This window comes from Streptomyces sp. NPDC057638, from assembly GCF_042800315.1.
Lineage (GTDB): Bacteria > Actinomycetota > Actinomycetes > Streptomycetales > Streptomycetaceae > Streptomyces.
In genome coordinates, this window is record NZ_JBHVHF010000212.1 from 1 (window position 1) to 14399 (window position 14399).

The 14399-nt window shown below is 72.2% G+C and carries 10 protein-coding genes and 1 pseudogene; 8 read left to right on the top strand and 3 right to left on the bottom strand.

Features of this window, described 5'->3' with window-relative positions:
- Positions 1–99 precede the first annotated feature (99 nt).
- Entirely contained in the window at positions 100–843 is a 744-nt protein-coding gene (locus ACFVIM_RS24670) for a glycerophosphodiester phosphodiesterase (protein ID WP_384305153.1), read from the bottom strand.
- A gap of 88 nt (positions 844–931) precedes the next feature.
- On the bottom strand, positions 932–1960 hold the full coding sequence (locus tag ACFVIM_RS24675; protein WP_384305156.1) for an adenosine deaminase: 1029 nt from the start codon (positions 1958–1960) through the stop codon (positions 932–934).
- A 593-nt stretch (positions 1961–2553) separates the two neighbouring features.
- On the opposite strand from ACFVIM_RS24675, the gene ACFVIM_RS24680 reads away from it, so the two are divergent.
- The 8 genes and pseudogenes from ACFVIM_RS24680 to ACFVIM_RS24715 all read left to right on the top strand — a co-directional run bounded on the left by ACFVIM_RS24680 (position 2554) and on the right by ACFVIM_RS24715 (position 13614).
- Positions 2554–4071 carry a gamma-aminobutyraldehyde dehydrogenase gene (locus ACFVIM_RS24680; RefSeq protein ID WP_384305158.1) on the top strand — a complete coding sequence of 506 codons (1518 nt, stop codon included), beginning with the start codon at positions 2554–2556 and terminating at the stop codon, positions 4069–4071.
- Between the two features lie 565 nt (positions 4072–4636).
- Positions 4637–5887, top strand: a complete 1251-nt coding sequence (locus ACFVIM_RS24685) for a spermidine/putrescine ABC transporter substrate-binding protein (protein WP_384305160.1) — start codon at positions 4637–4639, stop codon at positions 5885–5887.
- Between the two features lie 229 nt (positions 5888–6116).
- Positions 6117–7340, top strand: a pseudogene (locus ACFVIM_RS24690) (ABC transporter ATP-binding protein); the annotation flags it as partial.
- A 218-nt stretch (positions 7341–7558) separates the two neighbouring features.
- Positions 7559–8476 carry an ABC transporter permease gene (locus tag ACFVIM_RS24695; protein WP_384305162.1) on the top strand — a complete coding sequence of 306 codons (918 nt, stop codon included), beginning with the start codon at positions 7559–7561 and terminating at the stop codon, positions 8474–8476.
- Entirely contained in the window at positions 8476–9279 is an 804-nt protein-coding gene (locus ACFVIM_RS24700) for an ABC transporter permease (protein WP_384305164.1), read from the top strand. The genes ACFVIM_RS24695 and ACFVIM_RS24700 overlap by 1 nt, the downstream gene beginning before the upstream one ends.
- Before the next feature lie 275 nt (positions 9280–9554).
- Entirely contained in the window at positions 9555–10967 is a 1413-nt protein-coding gene (locus ACFVIM_RS24705; RefSeq protein ID WP_384305167.1) for an NAD(P)/FAD-dependent oxidoreductase, read from the top strand.
- Positions 10968–11113: 146 nt separating this feature from the next.
- The gene (locus ACFVIM_RS24710) at positions 11114–11584 is read left to right on the top strand and encodes a hypothetical protein (protein WP_384305170.1); all 471 of its coding nucleotides are present in this window, start codon (positions 11114–11116) and stop codon (positions 11582–11584) included.
- Between the two features lie 125 nt (positions 11585–11709).
- Positions 11710–13614: a chitinase gene (locus tag ACFVIM_RS24715; protein WP_384305172.1), complete on the top strand. Its 1905-nt coding sequence runs from the start codon at positions 11710–11712 to the stop codon at positions 13612–13614.
- 73 nt (positions 13615–13687) lie between these two features.
- On the opposite strand, the gene ACFVIM_RS24720 is transcribed toward ACFVIM_RS24715, so the two are convergent.
- Positions 13688–14399, bottom strand: a 712-nt coding sequence (locus tag ACFVIM_RS24720; protein WP_384305174.1) for a phosphatase PAP2 family protein, incomplete at its 5' end; no start/stop codon positions are given.

The window sequence follows — 14399 nt, forward strand, 5'->3', positions numbered from 1 at the left end:
GGCCGCCCCCTGGTGGGGGCGGCCGTCTTCGTGTGCGCGGTGGGGTGCGGGGCATCCCGGGCCGGGAGCGCGGGCCGGCGGCCCACCACGCCGGAACGATCAGGCGGACGCCGGTGCGGGGGAGTCCGGGGCGCCGGACGCCGTCCGGGTCTGGGCGAGTACGGAGTGGAGTACATCGATCCGGTTGCTGGTGATGGAGTCGACACCCGCCGCGACCAGCCGGCGCATCCAGCGGCGGGTGTCGACGGTCCAGACCGAGACCAGCAGCCCGTCCCGGTGCACCCGCTCGGTCAGCTCGGGGCTGATGAGGCCGAACCGGTAGTTCAGGGTGCGCGGCCGTACCGCGTCCAGCAGCGGACGGCGGGGCGGGGCGAGGGAGGTCCAGGTCAGGGCGATCTCGGCGGCCGGGTCCGCCGCGCGTACCCGGGACATCGTGACCGGGCCCGCGCAGTAGTACACCCGCTCGGCGGCCCGGTGGTCATGGACCGTGCCGACCACGGTCCGCACCGACTCCCGGCCGGCACCCGGCAGATCGATCATCAGCCGGGCCTCCGGGCGCCCGGCCCCCTCCAGCGCGGTCAGCGCGTCGGCGAGGGTGGGCACCCCGCCGCCGGTCAGCTCGCGCACCCGGGCCAGAGGGAGGTCCGCGAGGCGCAGATCATGGCCCCAGAGCCGCTTCAGCGTGGAGTCGTGCAGCAGTACGGGCACTCCGTCGGCGGTGACCCGGACATCGACCTCCACCGCGTCCGCGCCCCGGGCGAGGGCCGAGCGCACGGACGGGAGAGTGTTCTCGCGGACCCGGTAGGGGTCGCCACGGTGGCCTACGGCGGTGACGGTACGCATGGGGGCATTGTCGCCCGTGCGGTGGGGCGGAGGGCGGGCGGGGCGGGGCCCCGGGGCGGGGGTCGGCGGCCCCCGCCGCGTCACCGCGTCAGCGCGCCGCCAGCCAGGTGTCCGTGTAGGAGTCGATCTCCGTGCTGATGCGGCTCTTGCCCGCCGCGTCCAGGAAGGACGCCTCCACCGCGTTCTTCGCCAGCGCCGCCAGCCCGCGCTCGTCCAGTTCCAGCAGCCGGGCCGCCACCGCGTACTCGTTGTTGAGGTCGGTGCCGAACATCGGCGGGTCGTCGCTGTTGATGGTCACCAGCACTCCGGCGGCGACCATCTCCCGCACCGGATGGGCGTCCAGCTCCGTGACCGCGCGGGTGGCGATGTTGGAGGTCGGGCAGACCTCCAGCGGGATGCGGTGCTCGGCGAGATGGGCGAGGAGGGCCGGGTCCTGGGTGGCGCTGGTGCCATGGCCGATGCGCTCGGCCCGCAGCTCGCGCAGCGCGTCCCAGATGGTCTCGGGTCCCGTGGTCTCCCCGGCGTGCGGCACCGAGCGGAGCCCGGCCGCGATGGCCCGGTCGAAGTACGGCTTGAACTGGGGTCGGGGCACCCCGATCTCGGGCCCGCCGAGACCGAAGGAGACCAGCCCCTCCGGCCGCAGGTCCACGGCGAGCCGGGTGGTCTCCTCGGCCGCCTCCAGACCCGCCTCGCCGGGAATGTCGAAGCACCAGCGGAGCACCACGCCCAGCTCGGTCTCGGCGGCCAGCCGGGCGTCCTCGATCGCCGCCATGAACGCCTTGTCCTCGATGCCCCGCTTGGTCGAGCTGGAGGGCGTGATGGTCAGCTCCGCGTACCGGATGTTCTGCCGCGCCATGTCCCGCGCCACCTCGTAGGTGAGCAGCCGTACGTCATCGGGGGTGCGGATCAGGTCCACCACCGAGAGATACACCTGGATGAAGTGCGCGAAGTCGGTGAAGGTGAAGTAGTCCGCCAGCGCCTCGGGGTCGGTGGGGACCCGGGAGTCGGGGTGCCGCGCCGCCAGTTCGGCGACGATCCTCGGCGAGGCCGATCCCACATGGTGCACATGCAGCTCTGCCTTGGGGAGTCCCGCGATGAAGGGGCGCAGATCGGTCACCGAAGCCTCCGTGGCGTCGCGTCGTCCCGTACGGGTCCGTACGGGGTCGGTCGGTCTCGTACGTCACCCGGACGGGGTCCCGTACGAACGGGGAAGCCGCCGTACGAGAGCGGCGGCCCCGGCCATCGTAGGCGGCCGTCGTGGCGCGTGGGCACGTGATATCCCCGGGATCCGGGCCGGGGTCTGCTGAGGCGCGAGTGAAGGGTGGGGCGAGATCCCGTGGGGGGAGGGGCCGGGCTCCGTGCGGGGAGGAGGTGAGATCCCGTGGGGGAGGGGCCGGGCTCCCGGCGAGGGCGAGGTGAGGCCCCTGCGCGCAGGGACCGCGCGGCGCCACGGACACTCCGTATCCGGATTCGTTCCGCGACGCGACAGATGGTCGACCGATTCCGTCGCGTGACCAAAAGGCAACGACGGAATCACTTGTTGGCCCTCGTCCGCTCTGTCAGGATCGGCACTCAATTCAGGCCATCGCGATGTCCGGCGCCCCGGGGCCGGGCCGCGCCGCCGCGCCGGGCGGCCCCGCTCCGGCGCCCTCGCGTGACGGTGGCCGGGCAGGGACATCCGGGACGTACCGCATGTAACGGAGAGACGGCATGGGCAACCGCAACCGCCACCAGGGGATGGAATGCTTCGCGGACGGCGCGCAGTACGTCGGCGGGGTCTCCCGCTCCGGCACCTCCGGGCGGACCCAGGAGATCGTGGACCCGGCCAGTGGTGAGGTGGTCCACCGCTACGCGCTCGCGTCCACCGCGGACGTGGACGCCGCCGTGGCCGCCGCCAGGGAGGCGTTCCCCGGCTGGGCCCGCGCCACCCCGGGTGAGCGCTCCGACGCGCTGCACCGGTTCGCCACCCTCCTCGGCGAGCGCGCCGACGGGCTGGCCCGGGTCGAGTCCCTCCAGTGCGGCAAGCCGCTCAAGCTGACGACCGAGTTCGATGTGCCCGGCACCGTCGACAACACCTCCTTCTTCGCCGGGGCGGCCCGCCGGCTGACCGGCCAGTCGGCGGGGGAGTACAGCGGGGACCACACCTCGTACGTCCGCCGGGAGCCGATCGGTGTCATCGGCTCCATCGCCCCCTGGAACTACCCGCTCCAGATGGCCGCCTGGAAGATCCTCCCGGCCATCGCGGCGGGCAACACCATCGTGCTCAAGCCCGCCGAGATCACCCCGCTGACCTCGCTGATGTTCGCGCGGGCCGCCACCGAGGCCGGGATCCCCGCCGGAGTGATCAACGTGGTCTCCGGGACCGGCGCGGAGGCCGGGGAACACCTGGTGGGCCACCCGGACGTGGCGATGGTCTCCTTCACCGGCTCCACCGCCGTGGGGCGCCGGGTCGCCGAGATCGCCACCGCCTCCGTCAAGCGGACCCATCTCGAACTCGGCGGCAAGGCCCCCTTCCTCGTCTTCGACGACGCCGACACCGAGGCCGCCGTGCAGGGCGCGGTCGCCGCGGCGCTGATCAACTCCGGCCAGGACTGCACCGCCGCCACCCGTGTCTACGTCCAGCGCTCCCGCTACCGGGAGGTCGTGGAGGGCATCGCGGAGACGATGGCCACCGTCCGGGTGGGCGACCCCTTCGACCCGTCCACCGACATCGGCCCGCTGGTCACCCACGCCCACCGGGACCGGGTCGCGGGCTTCGTGGAACGGGCGCGCTCCTACGCCACCGTCGTCACCGGCGGACGGGTGCCCGAGGGGCCCGGCGCCTACTACCCGCCCACCCTGATCACCGGCGCCCCGCAAGGGAGCGAGGTGGTCGGCGCCGAGATCTTCGGGCCGGTGCTGGTGGCGCTGCCGTTCGACTCCGACGACGAGGGCATCGCGCTCGCCAACGACACACCGTACGGACTGGCCGCCTCCGCCTGGACCCGGGACGTCTTCCGGGCCCAGCGCGCCACCCGTGAGATCGCCGCCGGATGCGTCTGGATCAACGACCACATCCCGATCATCAGCGAGATGCCGCACGGCGGCATGAAGGCATCCGGGTACGGCAAGGACATGTCGGCCTACTCCTTCGAGGAGTACACACAGGTCAAGCATGTGATGTTCGACAACACGGCGGCGGTGCGCAAGGACTGGCACCGCACGGTGTTCGGGGACCGGCAGGGGTGAGGGGGACGGTGGTGGGGCGCGCCACCGGGTGGTGGCCGCCTGCCGGTGGGGTCCTGTCTGCCGGGTGGCGCCCGTCCGTCGGTGGGGTCCTGGCTGCCGGTGGGGTCCTGTCCATCGGTTGGTCCCCGGCCGCCGGTTGGTCCGCCCGCCGGGCGGCTGGTCGTCGGGCGGCTGGTTTACCGCGCTGCGGGTGAGGCGGTGTCGGTCGGCGGCGGGGCTCGCGCGGCGCCGGGGGCGCCGGGTGGCCGTGTCCGCCGCCGGCAGGTTGTCGGCCGAGTGGTCGGTCAGGCGGTCGGCCGTCGGTTGGCCGGTCGGTCAGGCGGCCGCCGTCCATCGGTCGGCGGATTGGCCGGTTGGCCCGGTGGCCGTCTCGCGTCGGCCGGCCGGTCGGTCAGGCCGTCGCCCGCCGTCGCCGGTGTCGTCGGCCGGTGCCGTGGCGGGGTGCCCCCTCGTCCCTTCCGTGCCCATCGATTCCGTCTGTTTCTGTACCTCCTTTACCTTCTCGCACCTTCCGAACCTCTTTACCTTCTCGTACCTTCCGTACCCCTTCCGAAAGGGCACGCCCATGGATCCCCACGAGCCCGAAGGACTCTCCCCGGCCTCGCTCGCCGCCATGCGGCGCACCCTGCGCAGTGGCCGGGGCGCCCTCACCCGCCGCTCCCTGCTGCGTGCCTCCGGCGCCGGGGCGCTCGCCCTCGGCGGGATCGCCACCCTCGGCGCGTGCGGGATCCCGCCCGCCCGACGCCAGGGCGGCGACGGTGACGCGGCGCCCGACCACTCCGCGAAGGAGAAGCAGATCGTCTTCTCCAACTGGACCGAGTACATGGATGTCGGCGAGGACGGCACCAGCCGCCCCTCCCTCACCGCCTTCACCCGGCGCACCGGGATCCGGGTCAAGTACACCGAGGACATCAACGACAACGTCGAGTTCTTCGGGAAGATCCGGCCCCAGCTCGCCGCGGGCCAGGACACCGGCCGCGATCTGATCTGCGTCACCGACTGGCTCGCCGCCCGGATGATCAAGCTGGGCTGGGTACGGAAGCTGGACGCCTCACTGCTGCCGCACGCCTACGCCAACCTCTCGCCCCAGTTCCGTTCCCCCGACTGGGACCCGGGCCGGGCCCACTCGTACCCCTGGACCGGTATCTCCACGGTCATCGCGTACAACACCAAGGCGACCGGTGGACGGACTGTCACCTCCGTCGGGCAGCTCCTCGACGACCCCCGGCTCAAGGGCCGGGTCGGGCTGCTCACCGAGATGCGCGACACCATCGGGATGACCCTGCTCGATCTGGGCAAGGACCCCGCGTCCTTCGGTGACGCCGACTTCGGCGCGGCCGCCGACCGGCTCCAGAAGGCCGTCGACCGCAAACAGATACGCCGCTTCACGGGCAACGACTACACCGCCGACCTCGCCAAGGGCGATCTCGCCGCCTGTCTGGCCTGGGCCGGGGACGTCATCCAGCTCCAGGCCGACAACCCCGCCATCAAGTACGCCATCCCCGACGCGGGCTATCTGACCTCCAGCGACAATCTGCTCGTCCCGGCGGGCGCCCGCCACCAGGCCAACGCCACCCGGCTCATCGACTACTACTACGAACTCCCGGTGGCCGCCCAGCTCGCCGCCTACATCAACTACGTCTGTCCGGTCGCGGGCGTCGGCGCCGAGCTGGCGAAGATCGATCCCGCGCTGGCCCGCAACCCCCTGATCCTCCCGGACCGGGCCATGGTGGCGAAGTCGCACGCCTTCCGATCGCTGAGCGCCGAGGAGGAGAAGACGTACGAGGAGAGGTTCGCCACGCTCACCGGCGCGTGAGGCGCGGGGGCGGCGCGTCATCGCGGGCCGGGCGGGCAGCCGCCCCGGCCTCGCCCCGGCTCCGCCTGGCCCTCTGGCTCCGCCTGGCCCTCTGGCTCCGCCCGGCCCTCCGGCTCCGTACGGCCGCGGCGCCGCACCCGTCAGGCCACCGCTCGTGGCGCACCCGCCGCGTGCCATCCGTCTCGGGGATCCGTCCCCGTACCGTCCGACACCCCCGGGAACGTGACCCATGAACGACACCACAGCGGGCGATGTCCGCCTCCGTGGGATCAGCAAGACCTACTCCTCCTTCACCGCCGTCCACCCGCTGGACCTGACGGTGCCCGAAGGGTCCTTCTTCGCCCTGCTGGGCGCCTCCGGCTCCGGGAAGACCACCACCCTGCGGATGATCGCCGGACTGGAGGACCCCACCACCGGTTCCATCCTCCTGGGCGACCGCGATGTCACCGAGCTGCCCCCGCACAAGCGGCCGGTGAACACCGTCTTCCAGAGCTACGCCCTCTTCCCGCATCTGACGATCTACGAGAACGTCGCCTTCGGTCTGCGCCGACGCGGGATCTCCTCCGTGAAGAAGCAGGTCGGGGAGATGCTCGACCTGGTCCAGCTCGGCGATCTGGCCCGGCGCAAGCCCCACCAGCTCTCCGGCGGGCAGCAGCAGCGGGTCGCCGTCGCCCGCGCGCTCATCAACCACCCCAAGGTGCTGCTGCTGGACGAGCCGCTCGGCGCGCTCGACCTCAAGCTCCGCCGTCAGATGCAGCTGGAGCTGAAGCGGATCCAGACCGAGGTGGGGATCACCTTCATCCATGTCACCCATGACCAGGAGGAGGCCATGACCATGGCCGACACGGTCGCGGTGATGAACGGGGGCCGGGTCGAGCAGCTCGGCGCGCCCGCCGACCTCTACGAGAATCCGCGCACGACCTTCGTCGCCAACTTCCTGGGGAGCTCCAACCTGATCGCGGCCGAGGTCGTCACGGTTGGTTCCGTTTCCTCTTCCGGTTCTGTTGCTTCCCCCGGTTCGGCCGCTTCTGGTGCCGGGGCGGGCGAGATCACCGTCACCGCCGCGGGCGCCACGCTCCGGCTGCCCGCGGCCCGCTGTGCCACCACCCCCAGGCCCGGGGGTCCGCTGCTGGTCGGCGTACGCCCGGAGAAGATCGCGCTCACGACCCTCGGCGCGGCCGGCCCGGGTGGCCGGGACGACGCGGCCGACCGGATACCCGACGGTCGCAACCGGCTGACCGGCACCATCACGGCCGCCAGCTTTATCGGCGTCTCCACCCAGTACCGGGTCGACACCCCGGCCGGGTCCGCGCTGGAGGTGTATGTCCAGAACGTGGAGCGGGATCCGGGGCTGGTGCCGGGCGCACGGGTCGTCCTGCACTGGAACCCGGAGCACACCTTCGGACTGGACGCGGAGCAGTCGCCGAGCGCGGGCACGGTCGGCGTGGCGGAGGCCGTCGCCGCCTCGGCCCCCGCTCCGGGGCCCGGCGCCGAGGGGTCCGAGGCGTCGGGTTCCCGGATCACCGCCGGGACTTCCGCTTCCGGTTCCGCCGGGACGAGGTCCGGCGCTTCCGGTTCCGCCGGGGCCGCACCCGGCGCCTCGGGTTCCGCCGGGACTGAGTCCAGCGCCTCGGGTTCCGCCGGTACCCCCGGTACTTCAGGGGAGGGCGCGTGAGCGCCACCGCCGCTCCTGCCACCGGGGAGCCGACCGTGCGCCGTCGCCCGCTGCGGCGCAGACTCGTGCCCTACTGGCTGCTGCTGCCCGGGATCCTGTGGCTGCTGGTCTTCTTCGCGCTGCCGCTGGTCTACCAGGCGTCGACCTCCGTGCAGACCGGCTCCCTGGAGGAGGGCTTCCGGGTCACCTGGCACTTCCCGACCTACTGGGAGGCGCTGCGCGACTACTGGCCCCACTTCCTGCGGTCCATGCTCTACGCGGGGACGGCCACCGCCCTCTGTCTGCTGCTCGGCTACCCGCTCGCGTATCTGATCGCCTTCAAGGCGGGCCGCTGGCGCCATGTGCTGCTGGTGCTGGTGATCGCGCCCTTCTTCACCAGCTTCCTCATCCGCACCCTGGCCTGGAAGACGATCCTCGCCGACGACGGCCCGGTGGTGGACGTCCTGGCGGCCGTCGGCTTCCTCGACATCACCAACTGGCTGGGGATGACCGACGGCAGCCGGGTGCTCGCCACCCCGCTCGCGGTGGTCACCGGCCTCACCTACAACTTCCTTCCCTTTATGATCCTGCCGCTCTACACCTCGCTGGAGCGGATCGACCCCCGGCTGCACGAGGCGGCGGGCGATCTCTACGCCACCCCGGCCACCACCTTCCGTACCGTCACCTTCCCGCTCTCACTGCCCGGGGTGGTCTCCGGGACCCTGCTCACCTTCATCCCGGCCAGCGGTGACTACGTCAACGCGGAACTGCTGGGATCCACCGACACCAAGATGGTCGGCAGTGTGATCCAGTCGCAGTTCCTGCGGGTGCTGGACTACCCGACCGCCGCCGCGCTGTCCTTCCTGCTGATGGCGCTGGTGCTGGTCATGGTCACGTTCTATATCCGCCGGGCCGGAACGGAGGACCTGGTCTGATGCGCGCGCCCCTTCGCTGGCTCCGCCGTAACGTCGTCGTCCTGATGGGCCTGCTGACCCTGGCCTATCTGATCCTGCCCAACCTGGTCGTGCTGGTGTTCTCCTTCAACGACCCGGTGGGCAAGTTCAACTACTCCTGGCGCGAGTTCTCCCTCGACGCCTGGAAGAACCCCTGTGGGGTGCCCGATCTGTGCGGTTCGCTCGGCCTCTCGCTCCAGATCGCCTTCTTCGCCACCCTCGGGGCCACCGTCCTCGGGGTGATGATCGCCTTCGCGCTGGTCCGCTACCGGTTCCGGGCCCGGGGCGCGGTCAACTCGCTGATCTTCCTGCCGATGGCGATGCCCGAGGTCGTGCTGGCCGCCTCGCTGCTGACGCTCTTCCTCAACCTCGGTGCCGAGCTGGGCTTCTGGACCATCCTCATCGCCCACACCGCCTTCTGCCTCAGCTTTGTGGTGGTGGCGGTCAAGGCGAGGGTGCTCTCCATGGATCCCCGGCTGGAGGAGGCCGCCCGCGATCTCTACGCCGGGCCGGTACAGACCTTTCTGCGGGTCACCCTGCCGATCGCGGCGCCGGGGATCGCGGCGGGCGCGCTGCTCGCCTTCGCGCTCTCCTTCGACGACTTCATCATCACCAACTTCAACTCCGGTGCCACGGTGACCTTCCCGATGTTCGTCTGGGGTTCGGCCCAGCGGGGGACACCGGTGCAGATCAACGTGATCGGTACGGCGATGTTCGCGGTCGCGGTGCTGGTCGTGGTGGTAGGCCAGATCATCGGCAACCGCCGCGCCAAGCGCTCCTCGTGAGCGCGGGGCCCGCGCGCCACGGCGGTCGCGGGCCCTTCGGCGGCGCCACCGGACCCGTCCCGCCGACCCGCCGTCCAGCCATCCCCGTCGTCCAGCCGTCCAGCCGTCCAGCCGTCCAGCCGTCCAGCCGTCCCCCGTCGTCCAGCCGTCCTCCGGACGACATGATCAGGTGACCGTTTCCGGCCTCCCGATCGCGTGCATCAGGCAAGGAACCGCCCGCTCGGACCTCCGCAGACCGCTCAGCAACCCGAACGTCCGCTAAGGAAGTGGAATCCATGGCCCCAGCCGCCATGACCGTCGCCTCGTCCCTGTCCGACGCCCGTCCCGTCTCGTACTGGCTGGACGACCCCGCACGCCCCGGCGCGCTGCCCGCGCTCACCCGTGACGAGCGCTGTGATCTGCTCGTGGTCGGCGGTGGCTACAGCGGGCTGTGGACCGCGCTGCTCGCCACCGAGCGCGACCCCGGGCGCGCGGTGGTCCTGATCGAGGGCCGCGAGGTGGGGTGGGCCGCCTCCGGCCGCAACGGCGGGTTCTGCGCCGCCTCCCTCACCCACGGCCTCGGCAACGGGCTCTCCCGCTGGCCCGACGAGATCCGCACCCTGGAGCGGCTCGGCGAGCTGAACCTCGACGCGATCGAGCGCGCGGTCGCCGAGCACGACCTCGACTGCGACTTCGAACGGACCGGTGGCATCGATGTCGCGACCCGCCCGCACGAGGTCACCGAGCTGGCCGAGGCCTACGAGACCGCCCAGCGGCTCGGCCTGGACGGCCTCCAGCTCCTGGACGGCGAGGCCATGCGCGCCGAGGTCCGCTCGCCGACCTTCCTCGGCGGCCTCTGGGACCGGCGCGGCACCGCCATGCTCCACCCCGCCAGACTGGTCTGGGGTCTCAAGCGGGCCTGCCTCGCGCGCGGGGTGCGGATCTACGAGCACACCCCCGGCCTCGAACTCGCCGCGACCGGCTCCCGGATCGCGGTCCGCACCCCGTACGGAAGGGTCCTCGCCGACAAGGTCGCGCTCGGGACGAACGTCTTCCCGTCGCTGCTGCGGCGGATCCGCCCGTACACCGTCCCCGTCTACGACTACGCGCTGATGACCGAGCCGCTCAGTGAGCGCCAGCGGGCGGAGATCGGCTGGGAGGGGCGGCAGGGGCTCGGTGACGCGGCCAACCAGTTCCACTACTTCCGGCTCACCGCCGACCACCGGATCCTGTGGGGCGGCTATGACGCGATCTACCCCTTCGGGGGGCGGCTCAGCGCCCGGCTGGAGAGCCGGCCCGAGACGTATCTGACGCTGGCGCGGCACTTCTTCCGCTGCTTCCCGCAGCTGGAAGGGGTCCGGTTCACCCATGCCTGGGGCGGGGCCATCGACACCTGTTCCCGTTTCTCGGCCTTCTTCGGCACCGCGCACGGGGGCCGGGTCGCCTACGCCGCCGGGTACACCGGGCTGGGGGTGGGGGCGACCCGGTTCGGCGGCGAGGTGATGCTCGATCTCCTCGCCGGGGAGCGGACCGAGCGCACCGAGCTGGAGATGGTGCGCACCCGGCCGCTGCCGTTCCCGCCCGAGCCGCTGGCCTGGGCGGGGATCGGGATCACCAAGTGGTCGATGGCGCGGGCGGACGAGAGCGGTGGGCGGCGCAACCTCTGGCTGCGGGCGATGGACCGGGTCGGTCTGGGCTTCGACAGCTGAGGGCGGGGGCGCGCGACGTGACCCAGTTCACTACCAATCAGTAGCCGAACCCGCGTAAGAGCGGGGGCCCCACCGCCTCTCCCCGTGTGACGGCGCCTCGCGCGCCGCCGTACTCGCCCACACGGAACGAAGGACGGAGGCCGGGGATGACTGCCTCGGAGGCCAAGACAGCGGTGGAGTGGCTGGCGTCGGTGGCGCCGGACCCGGACGCCTGCCGGTGGCGGTGGGAGCGCGATCCCTACGGGGTCGCGCTGCTGCCCGCCGGGCGGCTCTGGGACGTACTGATCCTGCCCGGTGCGCTGGGCCAGCCCACCCTCGACATCCTGACCCGGCTGGTGGAGCGGCCGGGCCCGGTCCTCAGCGACACCTCCGCCCTGCGCACGGGTTTCTTCGTCCCGCCGGGCGCGGCGGCCCGCTGGGTCGGCACCGGGATCCGGGGGGCGAGCCTCGGTACCTGGATCGTCGTCCCCCACCCCGGCCGCGCGGGCGGCGCGATCCGCTGGCTCGTACCGCCGGACGGCACCGGCCTGCTCACCGATCCCACGCTGCTGGAACTGGCCATGCACGAGGCCGCCGCCGCGCGGTCGCGGCGGGACGGCGAGCGGGGCGGTGCGTGAGCGTCTCCGCCACCCGTGGACTGCTCCGGGCGTTACGGATGTCCGCCCAGGGGCTTGACAAGCTCATTGGTCTGGACCAAATTGTGCGCGCTCCCACCAACCACCCCCCACACCAGGAGGCAGTTGTGGAACGCACCAAGGACCGCACCCGGCTGATCGCCGCCTTCGCCGCGGCGGTCCTCACCTTCAGCGGGCTCGTCGCCGCCGCGAACACCGCCGAGGCGGCCGGGCCCGGTTCCGCTCCCCGAGCCGCCGCAGCCCCCGGAGCCGCCGCGGGGCACCAACGCGCCCTGGTTGATACCCCCGCCCCCGCCGCCGTCGACACCGAACTCGCCGTCAACGGCGGCTTCGAGGCCGGACTGACCGGCTGGAGCTGTAGCGCGGGCACCGGAGCCGCCGTCGGCTCCCCGGTCCGCAGCGGTACGGGGGCACTGAGAGCCACCCCCTCCGCCGGGGACAATGCCCGCTGTTCCCAGACCGTCCGGGTCCAGCCCAACGCCCGCTACACGGTGAGCGGCTGGGTCCAGGGCGGCTATGTCTACCTCGGGGTCCAGGGCACCGGCACCACCGACCCCGCCGCCTGGACCCCGTCCGCGCCCAGCTGGCAGAAGCTCAGCGCCACCTTCACCACCGGCCCCACCACCACCTCGGTCACCCTCTACACCCACGGCTGGTACGGCACCGCCGCGTACCACGCCGACGACCTCTCCCTCTTCGGCCCCGGCGGTGACCCCGTCCAGCGGCCCACCGCCCCCACCGGGCTGAGCGCGGGCACCCCGTCCGCCACTTCCGTACCGCTGAGCTGGCAGCCCGTCAGCGGTGCCACCACCTACCACGTCTACCAGGGCGCCAACCGGGTCTCCTCCACCACCACGACCTCGACGACCGTCACCGGACTGACCCCCGCCACCCCCTACACCTTCACCGTCACGGCGGAGAACAGCGCCGGGGAATCACCCGCGTCGGCGGCGGTCAGCGTTACCACCGGGCCCGGCGGCGACCCGGGCGGCGGGCTGCCGCGCCACGCCCTCGTCGGCTATCTCCACGCCAGCTTCGCCAACGGCTCCGGCTACACCCGGATGGCCGACGTCCCCGACTCCTGGGACGTGATCAACCTCGCCTTCGGCGAACCCACCTCCGTCACCTCCGGCGACATCCGGTTCTCGCTCTGCCCGGTCCGTGAGTGCCCGAACGTCGAGACACCCGCCGAGTTCAAGGCCGCGATCAAGGCCAAACAGGCGGCGGGCAAGAAGGTGCTGATCTCCATCGGCGGGCAGAACGGCCAGGTCCAGCTCGCCTCCACCGGCGCCCGGGACGCCTTCGTCACCTCCGTCGCCCGGATCATCGACGAGTACGGGCTGGACGGGCTCGACATCGACTTCGAGGGCCACTCCCTCTCCCTCAACACCGGGGACACCGACTTCCGCGCCCCCACCAGCCCCGTCATCGTCAATCTGATCTCGGCCGTGAAGACGCTCAAGGCCCGCTACGGCGCCGGATTCATCCTCACCATGGCGCCGGAGACCTTCTTCGTCCAGCTCGGCTACCAGTTCTACGGATCGGGCCCCTGGGGCGGCCAGGACCCGCGCGCCGGGTCCTATCTGCCAGTGATCCACGCCCTGCGGGACGATCTGACGATGCTCCACGTCCAGCACTACAACTCGGGTCCGATCATGGGTCTGGACAACCAGTACCACACCATGGGGACGGCCGACTTCCATATCTCCATGACCGACATGCTGCTCACCGGCTTCCCGGTGGCGGGCAACGCCTCGCGGTTCTTCCCGCCGCTCCGCCCGGACCAGGTCGCCATCGGACTGCCCGCCTCCACCCAGGCGGCCAACGGTTACACCCCGCCCGCCGAGATCAACAAGGCCCTCGACTGCCTCACCCGCAAGGTCAACTGCGGCTCCTACCAGACCCATGGGACCTGGCCCGCGCTGCGGGGGCTGATGTCCTGGTCGGTCAACTGGGACCGGTTCAACCAGTTCGTCTTCTCCCGGAACTTCGACGCGTATCCGTGGAGCTGAGGTCCGAGCCCTGAGGTCTCGGGGGTGATACCCGGGGCCTCGGGGTGGTGCCGGGTGTCTGGTGTCTGGTGCGTCAGGCGTCCGGTGTCAGGTGCCGGGTCCCGGATGGTCCGTCGCCGCGCGGGCGGTTCCCCGGGCGGATCAACAACCCCACCCCCAGCGGCCACAACAGCACCATGGACAGACAGACGCTCCCGACCACGTCCAGCGGCCAGTGGTAGCCGCGCAGCACCAGCCCGACGCCCGTCGCCAGGGTCAGCGCCCCGGCGGCGGGCGTCGCCCACGCGCGCCGGAGGTACGGGGTGATCAGCAGCGCCGCAGCGCCATAGGCCACCATCGCCGTCGCGGTGTGACCGGAGGGGTAGTACCCGGTCTCCGCCGTCAGCGGCCCCGGCCGGTCCACCAGCGCCTTGAGTGGTACGACCAGCGCCGGGACCGCCGCCATCGCGAGAACGGCCCACCCCACCTCGTACCGGCGCGTCCCGGCGCGGTCGCGCCACAGGGCGTATCCGACGGCGGCGGCGAGCACGGGCAGTGCCACGGGGAGGGAGCCGAGGTCGGCGAGGAGTTCGGTGAGGGCGCGCGGCCCGGAGGCCACCACGGCCCGGGAGAGGCGCTCATCCAGCGCCCGGAGCGGCCCCTCGGCCACCACCTGCCAGGTGACCAGCGCGAAGAGCAGCGAGGGCAGCAGAAGCCAGAGGGAGTGAGAGACGGGCAGCTTCTCGCGCGGCCGGCCGAGACGGCCAGAGGTCGGCTTCCCCGGAACAGGGGGGGTGGTTCCGGGG